Below are 23007 nucleotides of genomic sequence, written 5' to 3'. Positions count from 1 at the left end.
CGGTCAGTCCGGTTCGGGCATGTGCTGCGCCTGCTGGCGGATCCATCGACAGAATTCGCGCGGCCGCGCCGTATCGGAGACTTCGCCGCAGGCTTGGTCGAGCGCGGCGTACTGTGCCGCCTCATCCCCCACGTAGTAGTAGCGTAGCCGCTCCAGCCACGCGCGGCCTTGCGCGGGATCGCCCGTCAGCGCCATCAACCATGCGGTGCGGGCAATCATCGTCGGCGTCGGCAGCAGATGCACGGCGGCGATATGGGAAGGCAACAGTTGTGCGGCATTGGCAGGCGTGATGATGGCGCGCTCGGCGACATCGGCTGACGCATACTGGCGGAACCAGTAAGCAGGCATCGGCAGCGTGACACGACGCTCGCGGCTGGCATACTCGCGCGCCTCGGCACGCCGGTAGTCCTGCCACATCGTAGCGAGCACGATCGCGCTGACCGCTGCGAATCCCGCAAGCAATCCTAGCGACAGCCAGCGCGGCATGTGCCATCGGCCGAAACCGCGCGGCTCGAGCCAGCCTAGCATGAAGCAGAACGGCAGGAAGAAGTACAGGTAATGCAGCGGGTACTCGAGCATCGAATGCGCGCACAGCATGGCCAGCCATGTCAGGACGACGACGGTTTGCGCTCGTTCGTCGTTATTCGCCTGGATCAGCCGGACACGCACCACGCGCCACAACCATCCCGCCAACGCAATGGCCACGCCAGCGGTCCCGACAATACCAGTCTTGGCCAGCAGGTCGAGTATCGCGTTGTGGGAATGCAGGGCCATCTCGACCTTCACGCCGACTTGCGGCAACAGCTGGAACTGGGCCCAGCCGAACTCGCCCCAGCCTACGCCGAGCCACGGGTGGGTGCGGAACATGGCCCAGGCGTGGGTCCAGAGTGCGCGGCGGGCGGACGTCTGGTCCGCGGACTTTAGTTGTGCGACGGTATCGAACAGGCGCCAGTCGAAGGCGTGGCTGGCGGCCTTGATGGTCGGTTGTAGCGCCAGCAGGACGACGACCGTGACGACGGCCGCAACCAGAAGGCCGACCGGTCGCTGCATCGGATCGATATCGCGGCGAGCGCCGCGCGCAAGCCATGCGGCGAAGATGGCGTACAGCGCAGCGATGCCTACGTGAATGACGCCGGTGCGTGAGCCTGACAGCACGATGCCGGTTTCCAGCAGGACCACGGCTGCCAGCCACATCGGGAAACGCAGCTTACCGCGCGAGGCTAGCCATGTCGCGGCGACCAATGCCATGCCGTCGATGGTGGCCTGGTGATTGGGCTGGTTGACGTTGCCCCAGAGGCGGCGGTTGTCGTCATAGAAGTAGGAGGAGACTAGGCCGAAGGTTTGGGATTCGAGATGGAATAGCTGGACCCACTGAAAGAGGGTGCCGAGCAGGCCTGCTAGGAGGAAAGCGGTGGCGAAAGCGTCTGCTATGGCACGACGCTTCTCTGGCGACGCCAAAGCGCCATAGCGCCACGCCGCGAGCATGACTGTTGCGCCGAGTGCCAGTGTGAGCTGCGTCGTGAAGCGGCTGCCCGTCAGATCAGTGAGGCCGGAGGCTGATTGGATTGCGCCAAGGGCAATCAGCCAAATCGGAAGGATTGCAATCCAGGGGATGTGCGCATCGGTCGTCTCGGACGAGGATCGGAACGTCGATACCGGCAGCACACAGGCAAGCAGCAGGAATGCTGATGCTGCCGCCCACTCGCCGTAGAAAGTGGCCAGCGGGAGAGTGTGCCGGGAAACCAGGAGCGGGAAGGCAATTGTGAGGACAAGGAAGATCGCCGGAACGGCGGTCCTAGGCTGCGGCATGCGGCGCCTTGGTGGGGAAAAGGCGGATGATAGCTTGAGGGACAGGCAAAGAAAAAGCGCCCGAAGGCGCTGACAATCGAGTAATCGACCGCAATTAGCGATTTGTGGCGGGCATGATGTTCGCGGGGATGGTATCGGCGGCAGCCTTCGTATACACAATGCCAGTTCCCGCTGCGTTCGGTGTCCAATCTGCGTTATAGACGAAGCTGCCCACGGCGGTCGAACCCGTGAAGGCTACGTTCACCTTTCCAGGGACCGGCGGGGTACCGGCCGTGGCCGCAGTACCCGTCAATGCAACAGCACCAGTTGCGAAGGTAGGCGTCGGCAGGGCTGCAATGTTCAGCGCGGCAGCAGTTTGACACGCCGTTCCGTCACCGGCATTGTTCTGAAGGCACTCGGCAATCAGCGTCTTCAGCGTTGCAAGGTCGGAAATGTTGGTCTGCCATTTGGACCTAGTGACGTAATCCTGATACTGCGGAATCGCAATCGCCGCCAAAATACCAATAATCGCCACAACGATCATCAGTTCGATCAGCGTAAAGCCCTTCTGAACCCGACGGCCCAGCTTCTTGATTTGTTGTACCCGTTGCATGAGATGACCCCTCGAAGAGATTTTAGGTTGTCGCACTGCACGTCTTCGATTTGTGAAGTGCGGGGAGGATAGAGCAGGTACTGTGCCAGGCATAGATACCCCACTAACAGGGGGCCAGGCGACAAATTTCGTCACCCGGCAAACGTGCACCCATGTCCTAGCACCAAAAATTGTCAGTTGTCTGCCAATGTCTCCTGCCGCACCGACAAAATATGCGATAACTCACATAAGTTAGTCCGCATTTCCGGGCATCCATCAGCAGAAAGGGCAGCCACCAGGGCTGCCCTTTGCTATGCGGCGTTCAGCACGCCCGCTTCGTCAGGCCGTCTGTGCAGCGCGGCGGCTCATCAGTTTGCCGACCACGACCACCAGGAGCGCCCCGGCAATGCCGAACACCAGGTGGGCGTGCGGCACATTGAGTTCGAACCAGGCAGCATCGACCGGATCGCTCACCAGCATTTCACCGGCCAGGTAGCCCAGCAGCGCAGCACCCAGCACGATGATGATCGGGAAGCGCTCCATGACCTTGAGCAGCAGCGTGCTGCCGAACACGATCAGCGGGATCGACAGGCCCAGGCCCAGGATCAGCAGCATCAGCTGGCTGCCTTCGGGGCCCTTCTGCGCGGCAGCAGCCACGGCCACCACGTTGTCCAGGGACATGACGAGGTCGGCGATCAGGATGGTGCGAATGGCTTGCCAGATGTTGTCCTTGGCGTCGTGGCCGTCTTCGTCATCTTCGCCGGTCAGCAGTTGCACGCCGATATAGACCAGCAGCACGGCGCCGACGATCTTCAGGTACGGCAGGCTCAGCAGCTTGACGGCTGCCACGGTCAACACCACCCGCATGATGATGGCAGCGGCGCTACCCCAGAAGATGGCCTTCTTCTGTTGCGCAGGCGGCAGATTGCGCGAGGCGAGCGCGATAACCACCGCGTTGTCGCCGGACAGGACGATGTTGGTCAGGATGATCGATCCCAACGCAATCCAGAACGTGGTGGAAGACAGCAGTTCCACGGCATTGCTCCTCGAGGTTTCTATCTAATATGTCCGACCGCGCCCGATTGCGGCAGTTCGGATGTCTGAAAAAACAGACATGTATAGCGTGCGAACCTTTCGATTCGATTTCAAGTCAGGGGCAAACTTCTCGGGAAATACCCTAGGAAGCGCTTCGCCACAATGACATTGCCCCCGCACTTGGCGGGGGCAATCCCGCTCCAGGCAGGCCGGAGCGGTTCCACACAGGGCCTTGCGCGCCGCATGACGCGCCGGGCCTGGATGTGTGACTTACAGCATGGCCTTCAGCAGGCGAGCCATTTCCGACGGGTTCTTGGTCACCGTGATACCGCAGGCTTCCATGATTTCCAGCTTGGCCTGGGCGGTGTCGGCACCACCCGAGATCAGCGCGCCGGCGTGGCCCATGCGCTTGCCCGGAGGGGCGGTGACACCAGCGATGAAGCCAACCACCGGCTTCTTCATGTTTTCCTTGATCCAGTAAGCCGCGTTGGCTTCGTCCGGGCCACCGATCTCGCCGATCATGACCACGGCGTCCGTTTCCGGATCGTCGTTGAACATCTTCATGACGTCGATGTGCTTCAGGCCGTTGATCGGGTCGCCACCGATACCGACAGCCGACGACTGGCCCAGGCCGAGCGCGGTCAGCTGGCCCACGGCTTCGTACGTCAGCGTGCCCGAGCGCGACACCACGCCGATGCGGCCCTTGCGGTGGATGTGACCCGGCATGATGCCGATCTTGATTTCGTCCGGCGTGATCAGGCCCGGGCAGTTCGGTCCCAGCAGCAGGGTCTTCTTGTTCTCGCGGCGCATGCGGTCCTTCACTTCCATCATGTCGCGCACGGGAATGCCTTCGGTGATGCAGACCACCAGGTCCAGGTCGGCGTCAACGGCTTCCCAGATGGCGGCAGCGGCGCCTGCGGGCGGCACATAGATGACGGAAACGGTGGCGCCGGTCTGGGCCTTGGCATCCTTCACGCTGGCGTAGATGGGAATGCCTTCGAAGTCTTCGCCGGCCTTCTTCGGGTTCACGCCTGCGACGAAGCAGTTCTTGCCGTTGGCGTAGTCACGGCAGCCACGGGTGTGGAACTGGCCGGTCTTGCCAGTGATGCCCTGGGTGATGACCTTGGTGTCTTTGTTGATCAGAATCGACATACGTTATTCCTTTGCTTGGCTCTGGCAGCGCGGGCACGCAGCCACGCGCGCTGCCCCAGTCCGCTTGAATGTGTTTTGGCGCCCGGATTACTTCTTGCCGGCGGCAGCAGCCACGACCTTCTGGGCGGCTTCTTCCATGGTGTCGGCAGCGATGATGGGCAGGCCCGAATCGGCCAGCATCTTCTTGCCCAGGTCTTCGTTGGTACCCTTCATGCGGACCACCAGCGGCACCGTCAGGTTCACGGCCTTCGACGCCGAGATCACGCCTTCGGCGATCACGTCGCAGCGCATGATGCCGCCGAAGATGTTGACCAGGATGGCTTCAACGTTCGGGTTGCTCAGCATCAGCTTGAAGGCTTCGGTCACCTTCTCGGTGGTGGCACCGCCGCCCACGTCGAGGAAGTTGGCCGGCTCGCCGCCGAACAGCTTGATGGTGTCCATGGTGGCCATGGCCAGGCCGGCGCCGTTCACCAGGCAGCCGATGTTGCCGTCCAGCGAGATGTAGGCCAGGTCGAACTTCGAGGCTTCGATTTCGTTGGCGTCTTCTTCATCCAGGTCGCGGTAGGCGACGATTTCCGGGTGACGGAACAGCGCGTTCGAGTCGAAGTTGAACTTGGCGTCCAGCGCGATGACCTTGCCTTCGCCGGTCAGGATCAGCGGGTTGATTTCGGCCAGCGAAGCGTCGGTGTCGTAGAACGCCTTGTACAGGCCTTGCAGGGCCTGGCGAGCCTGGGGCACGGAAGCGTCGGGCACGCCGATCTTGCGGGCGATGTCGTCGGCGTCAGCGTCGGTCAGGCCGGTCGACGGCTCGATGATCAGCGTGTGGATCTTTTCCGGGGTGTGGGCAGCGACTTCCTCGATGTCCATGCCGCCTTCGCTCGATGCCATCAGGGCGATCTTCTGCGAAACGCGGTCCACCACCAGCGAAACGTACAGTTCCTTCTTGATGTCGGCGCCTTCTTCGATCAGCAGGCGGTTGACCTTCTTGCCTTCCGGACCGGTCTGGTGCGTGACCAGCTGCATGCCCAGGATGTTGGTGGCGTAGGTCTTGACCTCGTCGATGCTCTTGGCAACCTTCACGCCGCCGCCCTTGCCACGGCCACCCGCATGAATCTGTGCCTTGACCACCCAAACCGGGCCGCCAAGCTCTTCTGCGGCCTTCAGGGCTTCGGCAACCGAGAACGCGGGGATGCCGCGCGGAACCGGCACATTGTATTTGCGCAGGATTTCCTTGCCTTGGTACTCATGGATATTCATGCGTGTTTCCTTTCGGGTAGGCGTAAAAGGTAGAAGGGAAGAATCTGAAAGAAGACGAACTCTCTCGTCCGTGGCCGATCCTGAGGATCAGCCGGAAGTGCCGGTTGGCCGGTCGTACGGAACATTGCCGTGGCCGGCAGCCGCTTGCGCCTGAGGCGTGTTCGCAGCAACCTGCTCCGCCTCGGCCCGAACCTTGGGCTTCGGCTGGTGACCATACCAGCGTGGGTAAAACTCTCGAACCACCTCGCCATCGAAACGCAGCGCGTGGCAGCCGTTCAACTGGTAAGGGGGTTCGGGATTGGGATCATTGTCGGCGCCATCGCGAATGCTGATGACTTCGCCGGCGAATGCCTGGATCGCGGCACTCGGCAGCACGCCAGCGGCTTCGGTCAGATGCGAGCAGCCCTGGATACCGGACAGGCGATCGCGCACCGCCTTGCGGAAGCCCTTGCGCAGGTTCAGTCCGATCAGCTTGCGGTAAGCCGGGCCGATCTGGTCGCATTGCGTCGGATACGGCACCCAGTCGGAACAAGCCTCCGCATCCAGCACGTTGAGTTGCTCGTCTATCGTGACGCGCAGCCACAGGTCGTGCAGCGGCTGTCCAACCGGACGGATCCGGCCGCCAGCGAGGTCAATGTCACGCGGCTTGGTGTCGGTCAGGTTGACCTCGATGTCCCACAAGCCGTCTTCCCTGAGGTAAGCCTGGGCCGTAATGGCGCGGGTATGACGCAGGGAGCGGTTGACGGGCTGGGAAAGAGGCATGACCAGACTGGGAATACGGGGGCAAGGTACCGTGGAAAGGCAACGGCGCCGAAAAACCCGAAGAGTTTAACATGCCGGACCGCTTTGCCCGGGAACATCCGCATGCGCCAAGTGTCGGCGTCGGATTGTCGGCCAACGGGAGCGGAAAACCGGCGGATAAAAGCCATATGGCCGCTCCCGGTGCCGGACTCGGCCCGCGGCGTAGCTGGCATACGGCCGAATACACTTGTCGCCAGTACTGGTATTGCCCTGAACTCAGGCCGGATACGCGGGCCGGCCGCCCTATTCCATCCCGTCCGGATACTCGTCCTCGGCGCCCTGGATCACCTTGCCGATGACCGAGCGCGAAAAACCGCGCGCCATCATGAAACGGATTTGCTTCGCCCGCTCTTCCGGCGTGGCCGGCGGGGTGCCGAAACGCTTGCGCCAGACCTCGCGCGCGCGCTCGGGCTCGGACTCGCGCAGGCGATCTCGCAATTCGCCCAACTGCTCGCTGCCAAGCTGGTGGGTCTTGGCCTCCTGGATGACGCGGGCTGCACCGTAGCGGCTGCCGCGGCGGTGCAGCAGGCTGTCGGCAAAACGCTGGTTGGACAGCCAGTTCTCGCGCTCGAGCGCATCGAGCAGCTGTTCGAGCTGCTCGGGGGATTCCGCGTGCGGTGCCAGCTTGCGCGCCAGTTCCGCCCGGCTGTGCTCGCGGCGCGACAGGTAGCCTACGGCGCGGGCCTTGAGGGAAAGCGGGGGTCGGGTGGCCATCGGCGCAATTCGGAATTCGGAATTCGGGTAAGGCGGGAAACAAAAAAGGCTGGCGCATCGGCAATGCGCCAGCCCCCTGGAGCGTGCCTGTCGGCAGCGCTCAGTCTTGTTCCACGACCGCGGCCGCCTGCACGCCATTCATCGGCGCCACGCCCAGCGCGGTGCGGACCTTGTTCTCGATCTCCTGGGCAATGTCCGGGTTCTCGCGCAGGAATTCGCGCGCATTGTCCTTGCCCTGGCCGATCTTGTCGCCGTTGTAGCTGTACCAGGCGCCCGACTTCTCGACGATCTTGGCGTCCACGCCCAGGTCGATGATCTCGCCCTGGCGCGAAATACCCTGGCCGTAGAGGATATCGAAGAAGGCCTCGCGGAACGGCGGCGACACCTTGTTCTTGACCACCTTGACCTTGGTCTCGTTGCCGATCACGTCGTCGCCCTTCTTGATCGAACCGATACGGCGGATGTCCAGGCGCACGGAGGCATAGAACTTCAGTGCATTGCCGCCCGTGGTGGTTTCCGGCGAACCGAACATCACGCCGATCTTCATGCGAATCTGGTTGATGAAGATCACCAGGCAGTTGGTGCGCTTGATGGTGCCGGTCAGCTTGCGCAGCGCCTGGCTCATCAGGCGGGCCTGCAGGCCGGGCAGCGAATCGCCCATTTCGCCTTCGATTTCGGCCTTGGGGACCAGCGCGGCCACCGAGTCGATGACGATCAGGTCGACCGAGCCCGAACGCACCAGCGCATCGGTGATTTCCAGCGCCTGCTCGCCGGTGTCCGGCTGCGAGATGAGCAGGTCGCCGACGTTCACGCCCAGCTTGCCCGCGTAGTTGACGTCGAGCGCGTGCTCGGCATCGATAAAGGCGCAGGTGCCGCCCAGCTTCTGCATTTCGGCCACGACCTGCAGCGTCAGCGTGGTCTTGCCCGACGATTCCGGACCATAGATCTCGACCACGCGCCCGCGCGGCAGGCCGCCGACGCCAAGCGCGATGTCCAGGCCGAGCGAGCCGGTGGATACCACCTGGATATCCTTTTCGACCTCGCCATCGCCCAGGCGCATGATCGAGCCCTTGCCGAACTGCTTCTCGATCTGGGAGAGCGCGGCGGCAAGCGCCTTCTGCTTCTCGGCGCTCACGCCGGCACCTGCCTTCTTGTCGTCCATGGTCGTCCTTGAGTCAAATGTTGAGTCAATGGTGGTATAAAGGGTCGAATGTGGCGCGGCACCGGCATTTCAGAATTTTCCGGCTCTTCCGGCTCTTCCGGCTCTTCCGGCTTGCTGCCGACCGGTTTCCCGGGTCTCGCCACAACTACAAAATCACCCGACTGCCTGCACAGCCGCCTTCTGCTGCGGCCTGCGCGGAATGTGCGGGTACTGTATAAAAAAACAGTATGCTTGGCAAGCCCTGTCCGCATTGTTTGCGTGGCCGCTGGCAATGCCGGCCGTGGTGGAGACAACCATGCGCATTCTGATCGCCGAAGATGACGATGTGCTGGCCGACGGCCTGACGCGCTCGTTGCGTCACTCCGGTTATGCCGTCGACCATGTCACGAATGGCCTGGAGGCCGATTCCGCGCTGTCGACCCAGAATTTCGACCTGCTGATCCTGGATCTGGGCCTGCCGCGCATGCCGGGCCTGGAAGTCCTGAAGCGCCTGCGCGCGCGCGGCGCCATGCTGCCGGTGCTGATCCTGACCGCCGCGGACAGCGTGGGCGAGCGCGTCAAAGGCCTGGATCTGGGCGCCGACGACTATATGGCCAAGCCTTTCGCGCTGACCGAACTTGAGGCCCGGGTGCGCGCGCTGGTACGACGCGGCGCAGGCGGCGGCGCCACGCTGATGCGCCATGGCCCCCTGTCCTTCGACCAGGTCGGTCGCATTGCCTATATGAACGATCAGATGCTGGACCTGTCGGCGCGCGAAATCGGACTACTGGAAATCCTGCTGACGCGCAGCGGGCGGCTGGTCTCCAAGGAACAACTGGTCGACCATCTGTGCGAATGGGGCGATGAAGTCAGCAATAACGCGATCGAGGTCTACGTGCACCGGCTGCGCAAGAAGATCGAGGTCGGCGGCATCCGCATCGCCACCGTGCGCGGACTGGGCTATTGCCTGGAAAAATTCCAGCCGGCCGTGGCCGCCCCGAACTAAGGCGTCCGCGCGCCGTTCCCGTCCACGCAGCCGATCACTCGACCGAAACCGCCTACACCCTTTGCCGAGATGAGCCAGCTGCGACTGCCATGGCGGCATCGGCCCGCCAAGGATCCCGCGCCCCCGTCCGGCGCCTCCGATCCCGACGACCTGGCCGACGCCCTGCCCCATCTGGAGGAAAGCACCGCCCACCCCGCCCCGCGCTCGCTGTTCGGCGAGATCCTGGACTGGATGCTGGCGCCGCTGCTCCTGCTGTGGCCGATGAGCATCGCCGTCACGTACCTGGTGGCCAAGTCGATCGCCAACGGGCCGTTCGATCGCGCGCTCGAGGCCAGCGCCATCGTGCTGTCGCAGCAGGTCCGCGAAGTGAATGGGCGCGTCACGCTGCAACTACCGTTGTCGGCGCGCGAGATCCTGCGCGCGGACGAGACCGACAACATCTACTACCAGGTCGTCGGCAAGCGCGGCGAGTATGTCGCCGGTGACCACGACCTGCCGCTGCCATCCGAAGAAGACCAGGGCCATCCCGGCCTGGTCTCGCTGCGCGATGACCGCGTGGCGGCCAACGACGTGCGCGTGGCCTACACCTATGTCGATCTCAAGAACGTCGGCGGTACCCAGCCCGTGCTGGTGCAGGTGGCAGAGACCCTCGACAAGCGCGCGCGGCTTGCCAACGAGATCATCAAGGGCGTGATCCTGCCGCAGTTCGTGATCCTGCCGCTCGCCGTGGTGCTGGTGTGGTTCGGGCTCACGCGCGGGCTCGCGCCGCTCACGGCGATCCAGCAGCGTATCCGCGCGCGCAATCCCGGCGATACCAGCCCCATCGACGAGCGCGCGGCGCCGCAAGAGATCACGCCGCTGGTCGCGTCGTTCAACGAGCTGCTGGCGCGGCTGGACCAGTCGGTGCAGACGCAAAAGCGTTTTATCGCCGATGCCGCGCACCAGATGAAGACCCCGCTTGCGGGACTGCGCATGCAGGCGGAACTGGCACAGCGCGAACAGTCGCCGGAGGAATTGCGCCGGTCGCTGGCGCAGATCGCGGGCAGTTCCGAACGCACGGCGCACCTGGTCACGCAGTTGCTGTCGCTCGCTCGCATGGAGAACCTGGCTGGCGCGGGCAGCATGGCCGCGCTCGACCTGGCCGCGCTGGCGCGCGACGTGGTGAAGGACTGGCTGCCGCGCGCCTGGGCCCGGCAGATCGACCTGGGACTCGATGCCAGCGACCATCCGGTCATGGTCCAGGGCAATCGCCTGATGCTCACCGAAATGCTCAATAACCTGATCGACAACGCCATCCGCTACACGCCGCCCCACGGACATGCCACCGTGCGCGTCAGCGCCGATGCGTTCGAACCATTCGCCTATCTCGATGTGGAGGACACCGGGCCGGGCATCGCGTCCGCGGATCGCGAGCGCGTGATGGAACGGTTCTATCGCGTGCTGGGCACCAACACCGAAGGCAGCGGCCTGGGCCTGGCCATCGTCCGGGAGATCGTGCAGCAGCATGGCGGCGAAGTCCGGATCGATGACCACGTCTACCAGCAGGAGCCTCGGCTGGCCGGCGCGCGGTTCCGCATCACGCTGCGGCAGCCCACACCGGAGCCGGCGGCATGAGCACGCCTGCCCCGCACGATCCGGCGCTCAAGCGCGCCTGGCGGCGCAACCAGCGCTGGATCTGCGCGCTGCTCGCGGCCTGGTTCGTGGTCACCTTCGTCGTCAGCTGGTTCGCCCGCGACTTGCGCTTTGACTTCTTTGGCTGGCCGTTCTCCTTCTGGATGGGCGCACAGGGCGCGCCGGTCGTCTACGTCCTGATGACCGCGCTCTATGCGTGGCGCATGAACCGGGCCGACGACGAAGCTGACGCGGGCGCTGCAGACGGCTCCCCGCCTTCGGAGGGCATGAAACCGGAAGCCGGCAAGGATGCTGCTTAGCACCAAGCCGGCATAGCGCGAGCGCACGGCGCTCGCCGCACTTTCGCCTTCGCAATGCAGCACCGAAAGTGCCGGCTCAAGCGCTGCGCGGGCTAGCGTATACCCCGACGATTTACGCGCCAGACAGCGGAAATCTGTCAGAACTCAGTAAGTTTCGCCTCCCAAAATCCAGTCAGCTCCGGTGCCTATGGCTCCGCAGCGCGCCATGTCTTGCGGTGCGTCCGCGGCCTCGCCGGTGAACCATTTCAGACGGAGGAGACAACAACATGGCAAACCCGCAGAACGTAGCGATGCCTGGAGGCAGCGCGCAACATGCGCCGATGACGACCGAGGAGAAGAAGGTCATCCTGGCCTCGTCGCTCGGCACGGTGTTCGAGTGGTATGACTTTTACCTGTACGGCTCGCTGGCGGCAGTGATCGCCAAGCAGTTCTTCGCCGGCCTGGATCCCACCTCCGCCTTCATCTTCGCACTGCTGGCCTTCGCCGCCGGCTTTATCGTGCGCCCGTTCGGCGCTCTGGTATTTGGCCGCCTCGGCGACATGATCGGCCGCAAGTACACCTTCCTGGTGACGATCCTGATCATGGGCCTGTCGACGTTCATCGTCGGCCTGCTGCCCGGCTTTGCCACCATCGGCTGGGCCGCCCCGATCATCCTGATCGCACTGCGCATGCTGCAGGGCCTGGCGCTCGGCGGCGAGTACGGCGGTGCCGCCACCTACGTGGCGGAACACGCGCCGCACGGCAAGCGCGGGTCCTACACGGCCTGGATCCAGACCACCGCGACGCTGGGCCTGTTCCTGTCGCTGATCGTGATCCTGCTGTGCCGCGAACTGACCGGTGCCAATTTCGACGCCTGGGGCTGGCGCATTCCGTTCCTGGTCTCGATCCTGCTGCTGGCCATGTCGGTGTACATCCGCCTGTCGATGAGCGAATCGCCGGCGTTCCAGCGCATGAAGGCCGAAGGCAAGACCTCGAAGGCTCCGCTGACCGAATCCTTCGGCCAGTGGCGCAACCTGAAGATCGTGATCCTGGCGCTGCTGGGCCTGACCGCGGGCCAGGCCGTGGTCTGGTACACGGGCCAGTTCTACTCGCTGTTCTTCCTGACCCAGGTGCTGAAGGTCGACGCCAAGACGGCCAACCTGCTGATCGCCGGCGCGCTGGTGATCGGCACGCCGTTCTTCCTGTTCTTCGGCTCGCTGTCGGACAAGATCGGCCGCAAGTGGATCATCATGATTGGCTGCGCCCTGGCCGTGCTGACCTACTTCCCGCTGTTCAAGGCGATGACCCACTATGCCAACCCGGCACTGGAACGCGCCCAGCAGTCGGCACAGATCGTGGTCACCGCGGATCCGGCAAGCTGCTCGTTCCAGGGCAGCCCGATCGCCCGCGAGATCGACTTCCGCAGCTCGTGCGATATCGTCAAGCGTACGCTGGCCCAGGCATCGGCCAGCTATGAAGTGGTAGCCGCCCCGGCCGGTACGGTGGCATCGGTGAAGATCGGTGACAAGGAGATCAAGTCCTTCGACGCCACGGTGACCACGGGCGCGTTCGACGACGCCAGCAAGAAGCAGATCGCCGAGTTCAAGAAGGCCGTCGGCGCCGAGATGTCCGCGCACGGCTACCCGACCAAGGCGGATCCGGCCCAGATGAATACGATCATGGTGCTGGTGATCCTGGTGATCCTGGTGATCTACGTGACCATGGTCTACGGCCCGATCGCGGCGATGCTGGTCGAGATGTTCCCGACGCGCATCCGCTACACCTCGATGTCGCTGCCCTACCATATCGGCAATGGCTGGTTCGGCGGCTTGCTGCCCACCATCTCGTTCGCGCTCGTGGCCCAGAACGGCAACATCTACTACGGCCTCTGGTACCCGATCATCATCGCCGCGGTCACCTTCGTGATCGGCGCGCTGTTCGTGCGCGAGACCAAGGACGTGGATATCTACGCGAACGACTGAGCCAAACCCTTTGAGGCAAGACCGATCCGGTAATCGGTCGCTCCAACCGGCAGGCCGCAAGGCCTGCCGGTTTTCTTTTCACGCCCGTGTCATCATCTTTTCAAAGAGGTGTTGACAGGTCGTAAATTCCCGGTAGAATAGCGGTCTCTGTTGGCGAATTAGCTCAGTCGGTTAGAGCGACGGAATCATAATCCGCAGGTCCGGGGTTCGAGTCCCTGATTCGCCACCATCCATTCTCAAAGGGGGTTAGCGCAAGCTAACCCCCTTTGTCTTTCCGGGTTCCGTTGAGCGGTCCCGTCTTCGCCGGCGACTACGCTGCCGCGACGCGGTCATTCAGAATGGCCGCCCTTCTCGCGCTCAGCCTCGACTGCCGCCCGGCGGCACTTGACCTGCCGGGGACAGCCATCACAGCAACCGGTGCCGGCGCGCATAGTCGACCATCTCGACGACGGACTCCACATTCAGCTTGCACATGATGTTGGTCTTGTGGGTGCTCACGGTCTTGCTGCTGATCAGCAGCAGCGCGGCGATCTCCCTGTTCGAGTGTCCGCGCGCCAGGTACTGGAGCACCATGAGTTCGCGCTCGGTCAGCCGCGCCAGCCTGCCGGCAGACGGCAGGCGCAGCGAGCGTGCGGCTTCCAGCGTCTGCGTGGGAAACACCAGGTAGCCCGACATCACGCCCTGCGCGGCCTGGACCATTTCAGCCAGGTCCCGCTGGCGCGGCACGAAGCCATGGGCCCCTGCGCGCAGCGCCTGCACCGGCGCCATCGTGGCATCGCTGTCGGACAACACCAGCAGCCGCACCGCGGGATAGCCGGTGGCCAGCCGCCTGATCAGCGCGATGCCGGCCTGGCCAAGCGTGTCCAGCTCGATCACGACCAGCCGTGGCTGGCGATCACGCACCAGCTGCCGGGCCAGCCGCACGTTGTCGGCCAGCAGCGTCCGGCGCGCGCCCAGCGCATGGACGATCTGCCACGATGCCTCGCCGGGCGGCGCAGGCCCTGCATCGACGATCAGGGCTTCATCGAACGAGGTGGGGTCCAACGCGCGGCTCCATGTTGAAGGGACTACCGCGAAGATTAGGTCGTGGGCTCCACGCCGGATCGGCGAAACGGCCGCATCTGCATGCGTACTTGTCGCAACGAAGCTGGAGAATTTCTGCGTCCGGGGCGGGCTTATGCGCTTTACGCTATACGCCCGCCTCCCGCAACGCGTTCAGCTCGCGCTCAGGACGGCTTTGCCGGCGAGAAGCGCGGCGCCGGCGTGGAGCGCGCGACTTCGCGATCGCCCTGGCGGTGCAGGCGGTAGGTGCCGCGCGCCTGGTTGTGCGGATGGCGTGCCGCCTCGTCCAGCGTGAGCACGCGGGCAAAGCAGACATCGGTACCGCCGAGCAGCGATTCCCAGTGCGTGCTGGGACGCGAAGCGATCAGCGCGGCGATGCGCGCCTTCACCGTCGGCCACTGCGCGCGGTCATACTGCGCGGCCGGATCGATGTCCGTGAGTTCGAGGCGCTCGAGCAGTTCGCGATAGAACTGCGGCTCGAGCGCGCCGAGCGTGATGGCGCGGCCATCGGCACACGCATAGACGTCGTAGAACGGGGAGTCATGGAAGGCGCTGGGCTGCGGGCCGCCCAGCGTGCCGGCCGCGCGCGATACCTGCACCAGCGAGCCGAGCATGGCGACGATGTCGGTGATCGCCGCATCCACCACGCAGCCCTGCCCGCTCGACCGCGCGTGCAGGATGGCGCTGGTGATGCCGAATGCCAGGCCGAGGGCCCCCGTGGCATCGCCGACCACCGTGGGCGGCACCATCGGCAGCGCGCCGTCACGCGCGGCCATCGACAGCAGGCCGGTCAGCGCAATGTAGTTCAGGTCGTGCCCGGCGCTCTGCGCGAGCGGGCCGGTCTGGCCCCAGCCGGTCATGCGGCCGTAGACCAGGCGCGGGTTGCGCGCATGGCATTGCGCCGGACCCAGCCCCAGGCGCTCCATGGCACCGGGGCGCAGCCCCTCGATCAGGGCGTCGGCGCCGGCCACCAGGTCCAGCGCGGCAGCCACGTCCTCGGCGGACTTCAGGTTGAGCTGCACCACGGTCTTGCCATGCTCGAGTTCCATTTCGGCCGGCACGTTCTGGCCGCGCAGGATCCGCCGGGCATCGGGGGCAACCGGACGGGTCACCAGCGTGACTTCCGCGCCCAGGCCAGCCAGCATGGCTCCGCACAGCGGCCCCGGACCGATCCCTTCGAATTCCACTACCTTGATGCCACGCAGGGGCAGGAGGTTGCCGCTTTCGCTCATGTTTGCTGTCTCCGTCGAGCGCTCCGGCCGGGCCGGATCGCCTGATGTTCTGGGGTAGAAAGGCCGGGCACCATGTCGCGGCAGCGCCAGCCGGGCTCGGCACATGCTAAGCGCGCTTACCAGCGAGCGGCAATGGCTAAATGTGTCAGGCGCCTTGACATATCCTGCCGCATTGCCGCTCCGGGAGCGCAAAAGGAAATTTCCGAGTCACTTGATCTAAATCTGATTGTGGCGCAAGACTTGCTGCCATGATGGTGACGGACGGCCCGCCGCCCGCTCCTTCAATCCGCGGCGCCGATCCTGCCTATCCTATAACCTGGCGTATCCGTTCAGCGCCCCTCCAGGAGATTCCCGCCATGACCAATATCGTGCTCGCCACCGACGGATCGGCCTTCAGCGACGCGGCCGCCCGCTTCATTGCCGAAGGCAAGCTGTTGCAAAGCGGCTTTACCGTCCACGTGGTGCACGTCGCGCCCGAAGTCAGCGGACAGGTCCGCGCCTTTGTCAGCAAGGAAACCATCGACGCCTGGCACCAGGAGGCCAGCGACAAGGCCATGGCCGGCGTGTGCGAGATCCTGTCCGCGGCCGGCATTCCGTTCGAGCGCCACGCGCTGCACGGATTCGCGCCCGAGCGCATCGTCGCCTACGCGCGTTCAGCGGATGCTCAGGCTATCGTCATGGGGACACACGGCCGCGGTTCGTTCTTTGATGCGGTGATCGGCTCCGTGGCGGGCCGCGTGCTGGCGCAGGCGCCCTGCCCGGTGCTGCTGGTCAAGGCGCCCGAAAAGGCCTGAGCGGGGCGGGCCGACCGCCGCACCGCCCCTCTCCAGTCAGTCTCTCAAGCGCCCCACAGGGGCGCTTCTTCCATCAGCGCGACTTGCTCGCGCAGTTCCAGGATGCGGTCCTGCCAGTAGCGCGCCGTTCCGAACCACGGAAACGCCGCCGGAAAGGCGGGATCGCGCCAGCGGCTGGCCAGCCAGGCGCTGTAGTGGAGCAGCCGCAGCGTGCGCAGCGCTTCCACCAGCCACAGTTCGCGTGGCGCGAACTCGGCAAAGTCTTCGTAGCCCGCAACGATATCGGCCAGCTGGTCCTGCATGGCGGCACGGTCGCCTTCGAGCAGCATCCACAGGTCCTGCACGGCGGGCGCCATGCGGCTGTCGTCGAAATCCACGAAATGCGGACCTGCGGCAGCCAGCCCCGTGGCCCGGGCGTCGTCGCCGTCGATCCACAGCACGTTGCCGCGATAGCAATCGCCATGCACGCGCAGCAGGCGCACGTCGCCGGCGCGGTCATAGCAGCGGCGCACGCCGTCCAGCGCAAGCTCCACCACCGCCTGCCACGGTTCGCGCAGATCGGCCGGGATACAGTCTTGCGCGATCAGCCAGTCGCGCGATGCCACGCCGAAGGTCTGCGCGTCGAGCACTGGTCGGGCCTGGTAGACATGGGCAGAACCCACGGCGTGGATGCGCCCGATGAAACGGCCGAGCCAGGTCAGCGTGTCGGCGCGGTCCAGCGCGGGTTCGCGGCCGCCACAGCGGGGAAAGACGGAAAAGCGGAAATCTTCATGGCGTTGCAGCGTGCTGCCGTCCGGTCCGGCAAGCGCCGGCACCGCGGGAATCTCGGCATCGGCAAGTTGCTGCACGAAGGCATGCTCTTCGAGGATGGCGGCATCGGTCCAGCGGCCGGGCCGGTAAAACTTGGCCACCACAGGCTTGGCGTCCTCGATGCCGATCTGCCAGACCCGGTTCTCGTAGCTGTTGAGCGCCAGCAGCCGGCCGTCAGGGCGCATGCCCGCCGACTCGAGCGCATCGAGGATCAGCTCGGGCGTCAGCCCCGCGAACGGAATGCCGCTGTCGCCGGATGCTTGATGTGCGCTCATGCCTTCGGGCCTGGCGGGCTCAGCGCCCGCGCTTGGCCGGTGTGCCGCCAAGCAGCGCTGCCTGCGCCGGACGGCGGTTGCGTGCCGGGGCGCCGGCCCCGTCCTGCGTCGGCCGCGGCTGGCCTCCGCTGCGCGGCTGGGCCGGTGCGGCATTGCGGCTTGCGCCACCCTGCCCGCGGCCGGATTCGCCGCCGGCATGGCCTGCGCCGCCACGTGGCGCATTCTGGGCAGAACGCTGGCGCGGTTGTGCCTGCGCCGGTTTGGCCGCCGCAGGCGCAGCCGCCTTGGGCTGCGCGCGGCCACGTCCGCCGCCCTGTCCACCACCACCGCCGCCACCCTGACCACGCTGTTGGCGGCCCTTCTGGATGGGCTCCGCCGCGATGCTCGGATCCACCTCGAAGCCGGTCAGTACGGTCTGCTCCAACTTGCGCTTGATCAGGCGTTCGATATCGCGCAGCAGCCCGTGCTCGTCCACGCAGACCAGCGAGATCGCCTCCCCCTCTGCGCCCGCGCGGCCCGTACGGCCGATGCGGTGCACATAGTCCTCGGGCACGTTGGGCAGGTCGAAGTTGACCACATGCGGTAACTGATCGATGTCGATGCCGCGCGCGGCGATATCGGTCGCCACCAGCAGGCGCAGCGTGCCGGCCTTGAATTCCGACAGCGCGCGCGTGCGTGCCGACTGGCTCTTGTTGCCGTGAATGGCAAGCGCCGACAGCCCCTCCTTGGTCAACTGCTCGGCCAGGCGGTTGGCGCCGTGCTTGGTGCGCGTGAACACCAGCACCTGGTGCCAGTCATGCTGGCGCACCAGGTGTGCCAGCAGTTCGCGCTTGCGTTCGCGGTCCACCGGGTAGACGCGCTGCTCGACGGTCTCGGCCGTCGTGTTGCGGCGCGCGACCTCGATCGAAGCCGGGTTGTTCAGCAGCCGGTCCGCCAGCCCGCGGATCTCGTCCGAGAACGTGGCCGAGAACAGCAGGTTCTGGCGCTTCGGCGGCAGCACATTGAGGACCTTGCGGATGTCGTGGATAAAGCCCATGTCGAGCATGCGGTCGGCTTCATCGAGCACCAGCAATTCCACATGCGAGAGGTCGATCGTGCGCTGGGACACATGGTCGAGCAGACGGCCAGGCGTTGCCACGACGATGTCCACGCCGCGCCGCAATTGTTCGATCTGCGGGTTGATGCCGACCCCGCCGAACATGACCATCGAGCGCAGCTTGAGGTGCTTGCCGTAGTTGCGCACGCTTTCTTCCACCTGGGCGGCAAGCTCGCGCGTGGGGGTCAGCACCAGCGCGCGCACCACCGGCCGGCCCGGGCGCTGCGCGCCGGATTCGGACAGCAGTTGCAGCATCGGCAGCGTGAAGCCGGCGGTCTTGCCGGTACCGGTCTGGGCGCCGGCAAGCAGGTCGCCGCCTTTGAGGATGGCGGGAATTGCCTGGGCCTGGATGGGAGTCGGGGTGGTGTAGCCCTGTTCGGCCACGGCCCGCACAAGCTTGTCGGACAAGCCGAGTTCGGAGAAAGACATGAATGGATGCTTCGGCCGTCTGCTGCGCGCTGGGCGCGCCAGCCAGCAGGCGACCTGTGTGATCTGAAACAACGCCGGTCGGGGGACCGGCGAAGCGGGGGCCGGCGGCATCCGCTTACGAAACAAAGGTCGGTAGTGTAACAGCCAAGGGCAAACCTTTTCGGCACATGGGCACGCCGTGCCGGCTGATACACACCGGCACGCGGCGCGCGGGTGTGGCGCTGCGCTATCATGCGGCCACCACCCGTCCCGGGGCGACGGCGCGGCGTCGCGCCACCCACGCAAGCACTCATGCGGTTCCGATTCCTCGAAGACCAGGAAGTCACGCTGTTCGCGGCGATTCCGGTCGGCATTCTGGCAGCCATAGCGACCACCCTGTTCAAGGAAGCCCTGGAAAGGGCCGGCGTCGTGATTTTCTCCAGCGACGCGGACGTCGTCGCGGTGTTTGCCGGGCTGGCGCTGGCCTGGCGCATCGTGGTACCGGCCGTCGGCGGCGCGCTGGCGGGCTTGCTGCTCTGCGCCGCCAACCGCTTTTCCGGCAGCGGCGGCGCGACCGACTACATGGAAGCCGTGGCCAACGGCAGTGGCCGCCTGCCGGTGCGCGTCACGCTGCTGCGCTCGCTGTCGTCGTTCTGCTCCATCGTCAGCGGCAGCTCCGTCGGCAAGGAAGGCGCGATGATCCAGCTCGCCGCGCTGTGCGGCTCGCTGTTTCCATCGACACGCATCGGCCGGCCCGACGGCGCCTCGAACATGGGCCGCATGCTGACCGCCTGCGGTGCCGCCGCCGGCCTGGCCACGGTCTACCACACGCCGCTTTCGGCCGCCGTGTTCGTGGCTGAAGTGGTGTTCGGCGCACTGGCGGTGCAACGGCTGATGCCGCTGTTTCTGGCTTCGGTGGCAGGCGCCATGGTCAGCCAGTGGCATGGCGGCCTTCAGCCCCTGTATCCGGGCCTGCACATCGAGCCGGACCTGCGCCCGCAGCTGATACTGGCCGCGGCAGGCCTTGGCGTGACCGCGGGCATTGTTGGCGCACTGTTCCTGCGCGCCGCGAGCAAGGCGCGCGGGCGCTTCGCGCGCGTGCCAGGCGGCCCCGTGGCGCGGCTCGCACTGGGCGGCGCACTGGTGGGCGTGCTGGCCATGGGCGTGCCCGAAGTGGTCGGCAACGGCTTCTCGACGATCCAGACCATCCTGCAGGAACAGCCGCTGACCGTCTCGGTGGGCCTGGTGCTGCTGGCCAAGCTGGCGGCTACCGTCATCAGCATGGGCTCCGGCGCGGTCGGCGGCGTCTTCACGCCTTCGCTGTTCGTCGGCGCGGCGCTGGGCCAGTTGCTGGCGCTGGCCATGCAGGCCGTAGTGCCCGGCGCACCGGCCTCGCCGGTGCTGCCGCTGGTCGGCATGAGCGCCTTTCTTGCGGCGACCAGCCAGGCGCCGTTGATGTCGGTGCTGATGGTGTTCGAGATGACGCTGGCCCCGGCGCTGCTGCTGCCCTCGATGATCGGCGCCGTGGCGGCGTACTACACGGCTTCGCGCTGCCAGACGCTGTCGCTCTACAGCGTGATTGCCGAGCGCGCGCAGGCCTCCGCCGCCGAAGAGAACGCGCGCGCCATGACGCTGGCCGGGCTGTGCGATCCGACCGATACCACGCTGGCGCCGGATGCCTCGCTGGCCGCCGCGGCCGACAAGTTTGCCGAGACGGGCACCCGCTACCTGTACCTGGTCGAGCCCGATGGCCGCCTGCTGGGCGCGCTGTCGATCCACGCGCTGCAACGCGCGCAGCGCGAAAATTCCACCACCGGCGTGCTGGCGCTGGCCCAGCGCGACTTCCCGTCGCTGACCCCGGAATCGCGGCTGCGCGACGCGCTGGAGGTCTTTGCCGCGCATGGCATCAACCGCATTCCGCTGGTGCGCGATGCGGACAGCCGCGAGCTGATGGGCACGGTCTCCAAGCAACGTGTGCTGCAAGAGGCATCCTGTCTGTTCTAGGCGACGCGGCGAACGGGCACGGCACGGTGCCGGTCGAACGGGGTAAAATACGCGGTTGCCCTTCAGCCCCCATGTCAACCTGAGCTGCGCCCTTTCCGGAGCCAATATGCCCGCTGGCCGTTCCCTGCGTCGGAGTGCTTCATCGCGTTTTCTCAAGCCGCTGCTGGCCCTGTCGCTGGGCACGGCACTGTGGCTTGGTGCAGCCGGCGCCATGGCGCAGCCGATCCGCGTGATCCCGGTCGATGCGCCGCAGGCGAAGCTGGTCGTCGCCGCGCCGTCGGCCGGGGCACCGCAGACGGTCACGCTCGATGGCAAGACCTTCGGCGTGGCGCCGGGCCTGCGCGTGTTCAGCAGCGACAACGAGCTGATGAACATGGCTGCCATCGCCGGGCAGAAGCTGCCGGTGCGCTACAAGCTCGACCTGTACGGCCAGCTCCTGACCGCATGGGTGCTCAGCGAACAGGAACAGAAGGCGCTGAAGGCGAAGTCCTGACCCACCGAAGTACGGAGGCGCATGCGCCGTCCGTGTTGTTGCCACACCCTGATGCCCCCAGGTGAACCACTGAGACCGGCACCATGAAGAAAGTATTTGTGAAGACGTACGGCTGCCAGATGAACGAGTATGACTCGGACAAGATGGTCGACGTCCTGAACGCCAGCCAGGGGCTGGAACCCACCGACAACGTCGAAGACGCCGACGTGATCCTGTTCAACACCTGCTCGGTGCGCGAGAAAGCGCAGGAGAAGGTGTTCTCCGAACTGGGCCGCATGAAGGCGCTCAAGGCCGCCAAACCCGACCTCGTGATCGGCGTGGGCGGCTGCGTGGCCAGCCAGGAAGGCGCGAGCATCGTCTCGCGCGCGCCCTATGTCGACGTGGTGTTCGGCCCGCAGACGCTGCACCGCCTGCCCGACCTGATCGCGCGCAAGCAGCGCACGGGACAGTCGCAGGTCGATATCTCGTTCCCCGAGATCGAGAAGTTCGACCACCTGCCGCCGGCCCGCGTGGAAGGCCCGAGTGCCTTTGTCTCGATCATGGAAGGCTGCTCGAAATACTGCAGCTACTGCGTGGTCCCGTACACGCGCGGCGAGGAGGTCTCGCGACCGTTCGAGGACGTGCTGGCCGAAGTGGCCGGCCTGGCGGAACAGGGCGTGCGCGAAGTTACGCTGCTGGGCCAGAACGTCAACGCCTATCGCGGCGCCATGGGCGGCACCAGCGAGATCGCCGACTTCGCGCTGCTGATCGAGTACGTGGCCGAGATCCCGGGCATCGAACGCATCCGCTACACCACCAGCCACCCGAAGGAATTCACGAGCCGCCTGGTCGAGCTGTATGGCCGCTGCGACAAGCTCGTCAACCACCTGCACCTGCCGGTGCAGCACGCCTCCGACCGCGTGCTGATGGCGATGAAGCGCGGCTACAGCGTGCTCGAGTACAAGAGCATCGTGCGCAAGCTGCGCGCGCTGCGGCCCGATATGTCGATGTCGTCGGACTTTATCATCGGCTTCCCCGGCGAAACCGAAGCCGACTTCGGCAAGCTGATGGCGATGGTCGAAGAGATTGGCTACGACACCTCGTTCTCGTTCATCTTCAGCCCGCGCCCCGGCACGCCGGCGGCCAACCTGCACGACGACACGCCGCACGAGGTCAAGCTGCGCCGCCTGCAACACCTGCAGGCCACGATCGAGGAGAACGTGCAGCGCATCAGCCGCAATATGGTGGGCTCGGTGCAGCGCATCCTGGTCGAAGGCCCGTCCCGCAAGGACCCGACCGAACTCCACGGCCGCACCGAGAACAACCGCGTGGTCAATTTCGCGCTGCCGGGCGTACCGCAAGCGCAGCGCGACCGCATGATCGGCCAGATGGTCGACGTGTCGGTCACGCAGGCGTTCCCGCATTCGCTGCGCGGCGAGATCGTGGTGCGGCAATGAGCGAAGCCACCCCACGCGC

20 protein-coding genes and 1 tRNA gene are annotated in these 23007 nt (G+C 65.5%); 9 read left to right on the top strand and 12 right to left on the bottom strand.

What is annotated here, in order from left to right; genetic code table 11:
- Window positions 1-3: 3 nt before the first annotated feature.
- The 8 genes from ACIGJC_RS02795 to recA all read right to left on the bottom strand — a co-directional run bounded on the left by ACIGJC_RS02795 (window position 4) and on the right by recA (window position 8501).
- The gene (locus ACIGJC_RS02795) at window positions 4-1809 is read right to left on the bottom strand and encodes a PglL family O-oligosaccharyltransferase (RefSeq protein ID WP_483710506.1); all 1806 of its coding nucleotides are present in this window, start codon (window positions 1807-1809) and stop codon (window positions 4-6) included.
- 94 nt (window positions 1810-1903) lie between these two features.
- On the bottom strand, window positions 1904-2401 hold the full coding sequence (locus ACIGJC_RS02790) for a pilin (RefSeq protein WP_483710505.1): 498 nt from the start codon (window positions 2399-2401) through the stop codon (window positions 1904-1906).
- A gap of 318 nt (window positions 2402-2719) precedes the next feature.
- Window positions 2720-3415 (bottom strand): TerC family protein, encoded by a 696-nt coding sequence (locus tag ACIGJC_RS02785; RefSeq protein WP_483710504.1) that lies wholly within the window; start codon window positions 3413-3415, stop codon window positions 2720-2722.
- Window positions 3416-3685: 270 nt separating this feature from the next.
- Window positions 3686-4567 (bottom strand): succinate--CoA ligase subunit alpha, encoded by an 882-nt coding sequence (gene sucD / locus ACIGJC_RS02780; protein ID WP_483710503.1) that lies wholly within the window; start codon window positions 4565-4567, stop codon window positions 3686-3688.
- 87 nt (window positions 4568-4654) lie between these two features.
- Complete coding sequence (gene sucC / locus ACIGJC_RS02775; protein ID WP_483710502.1) at window positions 4655-5824, bottom strand: ADP-forming succinate--CoA ligase subunit beta; 1170 nt, start codon at window positions 5822-5824, stop codon at window positions 4655-4657.
- Between the two features lie 87 nt (window positions 5825-5911).
- On the bottom strand, window positions 5912-6586 hold the full coding sequence (locus tag ACIGJC_RS02770; protein WP_483710501.1) for a DUF2889 domain-containing protein: 675 nt from the start codon (window positions 6584-6586) through the stop codon (window positions 5912-5914).
- 282 nt (window positions 6587-6868) lie between these two features.
- Complete coding sequence (gene recX / locus ACIGJC_RS02765) at window positions 6869-7339, bottom strand: recombination regulator RecX (RefSeq protein ID WP_483710500.1); 471 nt, start codon at window positions 7337-7339, stop codon at window positions 6869-6871.
- 100 nt (window positions 7340-7439) lie between these two features.
- Window positions 7440-8501, bottom strand: a complete 1062-nt coding sequence (gene recA, locus ACIGJC_RS02760) for a recombinase RecA (protein ID WP_483710499.1) — start codon at window positions 8499-8501, stop codon at window positions 7440-7442.
- A gap of 295 nt (window positions 8502-8796) precedes the next feature.
- Here recA and ACIGJC_RS02755 point away from each other — a divergent pair, with 295 nt between their 5' ends.
- The 5 genes from ACIGJC_RS02755 (at window position 8797) to ACIGJC_RS02735 (ending at window position 13607) form a co-directional block, all read left to right on the top strand.
- A complete protein-coding gene (locus tag ACIGJC_RS02755) occupies window positions 8797-9486 on the top strand; it encodes a response regulator (protein WP_483710498.1) in 690 nt (229 codons plus the stop codon).
- Between the two features lie 69 nt (window positions 9487-9555).
- Window positions 9556-11100, top strand: coding sequence for a sensor histidine kinase N-terminal domain-containing protein (locus ACIGJC_RS02750; protein WP_483710497.1), 1545 nt, complete (start codon window positions 9556-9558; stop codon window positions 11098-11100).
- Window positions 11097-11417, top strand: coding sequence for a DUF4212 domain-containing protein (locus ACIGJC_RS02745; protein ID WP_483710496.1), 321 nt, complete (start codon window positions 11097-11099; stop codon window positions 11415-11417). Before ACIGJC_RS02750 ends, ACIGJC_RS02745 begins: the two co-directional genes overlap by 4 nt.
- Window positions 11418-11683: 266 nt before the next feature.
- Complete coding sequence (locus ACIGJC_RS02740) at window positions 11684-13378, top strand: MFS transporter (protein WP_483710495.1); 1695 nt, start codon at window positions 11684-11686, stop codon at window positions 13376-13378.
- A 152-nt stretch (window positions 13379-13530) separates the two neighbouring features.
- Window positions 13531-13607: transfer RNA gene (locus ACIGJC_RS02735), tRNA-Met, on the top strand.
- Window positions 13608-13783: 176 nt separating this feature from the next.
- Here the strand turns inward: ACIGJC_RS02735 and ACIGJC_RS02730 are convergent.
- Both ACIGJC_RS02730 and ACIGJC_RS02725 read right to left on the bottom strand, forming a co-directional pair.
- Window positions 13784-14422, bottom strand: a complete 639-nt coding sequence (locus ACIGJC_RS02730; RefSeq protein WP_483710494.1) for a LuxR C-terminal-related transcriptional regulator — start codon at window positions 14420-14422, stop codon at window positions 13784-13786.
- A 182-nt stretch (window positions 14423-14604) separates the two neighbouring features.
- Window positions 14605-15672 (bottom strand): CaiB/BaiF CoA transferase family protein, encoded by a 1068-nt coding sequence (locus tag ACIGJC_RS02725; protein ID WP_483710493.1) that lies wholly within the window; start codon window positions 15670-15672, stop codon window positions 14605-14607.
- 356 nt (window positions 15673-16028) lie between these two features.
- Between ACIGJC_RS02725 and ACIGJC_RS02720 the strand changes: the two genes are divergently transcribed.
- The gene (locus tag ACIGJC_RS02720; RefSeq protein WP_483710492.1) at window positions 16029-16466 is read left to right on the top strand and encodes a universal stress protein; all 438 of its coding nucleotides are present in this window, start codon (window positions 16029-16031) and stop codon (window positions 16464-16466) included.
- A gap of 44 nt (window positions 16467-16510) precedes the next feature.
- Here ACIGJC_RS02720 and ACIGJC_RS02715 read toward each other — a convergent pair whose 3' ends face one another.
- Both ACIGJC_RS02715 and ACIGJC_RS02710 read right to left on the bottom strand, forming a co-directional pair.
- Window positions 16511-17551, bottom strand: coding sequence for a serine/threonine protein kinase (locus ACIGJC_RS02715; RefSeq protein WP_483710491.1), 1041 nt, complete (start codon window positions 17549-17551; stop codon window positions 16511-16513).
- 19 nt (window positions 17552-17570) lie between these two features.
- Window positions 17571-19076, bottom strand: a complete 1506-nt coding sequence (locus ACIGJC_RS02710; protein ID WP_483710490.1) for a DEAD/DEAH box helicase — start codon at window positions 19074-19076, stop codon at window positions 17571-17573.
- Window positions 19077-19367: 291 nt separating this feature from the next.
- On the opposite strand from ACIGJC_RS02710, the gene ACIGJC_RS02705 reads away from it, so the two are divergent.
- From ACIGJC_RS02705 to miaB, 3 genes are all read left to right on the top strand, one after another.
- Window positions 19368-21059: a ClcB-like voltage-gated chloride channel protein gene (locus ACIGJC_RS02705; protein WP_483710489.1), complete on the top strand. Its 1692-nt coding sequence runs from the start codon at window positions 19368-19370 to the stop codon at window positions 21057-21059.
- 106 nt (window positions 21060-21165) lie between these two features.
- Window positions 21166-21552, top strand: a complete 387-nt coding sequence (locus tag ACIGJC_RS02700; protein ID WP_483710488.1) for a hypothetical protein — start codon at window positions 21166-21168, stop codon at window positions 21550-21552.
- Between the two features lie 83 nt (window positions 21553-21635).
- Window positions 21636-22988, top strand: a complete 1353-nt coding sequence (gene miaB, locus ACIGJC_RS02695) for a tRNA (N6-isopentenyl adenosine(37)-C2)-methylthiotransferase MiaB (RefSeq protein ID WP_483710487.1) — start codon at window positions 21636-21638, stop codon at window positions 22986-22988.
- The last annotated feature ends 19 nt before the right edge of the window (window positions 22989-23007 follow it).

This window comes from Cupriavidus sp. C3SS-1, assembly GCF_057073755.1.
This window is presented reverse-complemented; position numbering and strand designations above follow the sequence as displayed.

Coding starts and splice junctions, on each gene's coding strand:
- ACIGJC_RS02795 (WP_483710506.1), bottom strand. CDS start 1,809: ATGCCGCAGCCTAGGACCGCCGTTCCGGCGATCTTCCTTGTCCTCACA.
- ACIGJC_RS02790 (WP_483710505.1), bottom strand. CDS start 2,401: ATGCAACGGGTACAACAAATCAAGAAGCTGGGCCGTCGGGTTCAGAAG.
- sucD (WP_483710503.1), bottom strand. CDS start 4,567: ATGTCGATTCTGATCAACAAAGACACCAAGGTCATCACCCAGGGCATC.
- sucC (WP_483710502.1), bottom strand. CDS start 5,824: ATGAATATCCATGAGTACCAAGGCAAGGAAATCCTGCGCAAATACAAT.
- ACIGJC_RS02770 (WP_483710501.1), bottom strand. CDS start 6,586: ATGCCTCTTTCCCAGCCCGTCAACCGCTCCCTGCGTCATACCCGCGCC.
- recX (WP_483710500.1), bottom strand. CDS start 7,339: ATGGCCACCCGACCCCCGCTTTCCCTCAAGGCCCGCGCCGTAGGCTAC.
- recA (WP_483710499.1), bottom strand. CDS start 8,501: ATGGACGACAAGAAGGCAGGTGCCGGCGTGAGCGCCGAGAAGCAGAAG.
- ACIGJC_RS02755 (WP_483710498.1), top strand. CDS start 8,797: ATGCGCATTCTGATCGCCGAAGATGACGATGTGCTGGCCGACGGCCTG.
- ACIGJC_RS02750 (WP_483710497.1), top strand. CDS start 9,556: ATGAGCCAGCTGCGACTGCCATGGCGGCATCGGCCCGCCAAGGATCCC.
- ACIGJC_RS02745 (WP_483710496.1), top strand. CDS start 11,097: ATGAGCACGCCTGCCCCGCACGATCCGGCGCTCAAGCGCGCCTGGCGG.
- ACIGJC_RS02740 (WP_483710495.1), top strand. CDS start 11,684: ATGGCAAACCCGCAGAACGTAGCGATGCCTGGAGGCAGCGCGCAACAT.
- ACIGJC_RS02725 (WP_483710493.1), bottom strand. CDS start 15,672: ATGAGCGAAAGCGGCAACCTCCTGCCCCTGCGTGGCATCAAGGTAGTG.
- ACIGJC_RS02720 (WP_483710492.1), top strand. CDS start 16,029: ATGACCAATATCGTGCTCGCCACCGACGGATCGGCCTTCAGCGACGCG.
- ACIGJC_RS02715 (WP_483710491.1), bottom strand. CDS start 17,551: ATGAGCGCACATCAAGCATCCGGCGACAGCGGCATTCCGTTCGCGGGG.
- ACIGJC_RS02710 (WP_483710490.1), bottom strand. CDS start 19,076: ATGTCTTTCTCCGAACTCGGCTTGTCCGACAAGCTTGTGCGGGCCGTG.
- ACIGJC_RS02705 (WP_483710489.1), top strand. CDS start 19,368: ATGCGGTTCCGATTCCTCGAAGACCAGGAAGTCACGCTGTTCGCGGCG.
- ACIGJC_RS02700 (WP_483710488.1), top strand. CDS start 21,166: ATGCCCGCTGGCCGTTCCCTGCGTCGGAGTGCTTCATCGCGTTTTCTC.
- miaB (WP_483710487.1), top strand. CDS start 21,636: ATGAAGAAAGTATTTGTGAAGACGTACGGCTGCCAGATGAACGAGTAT.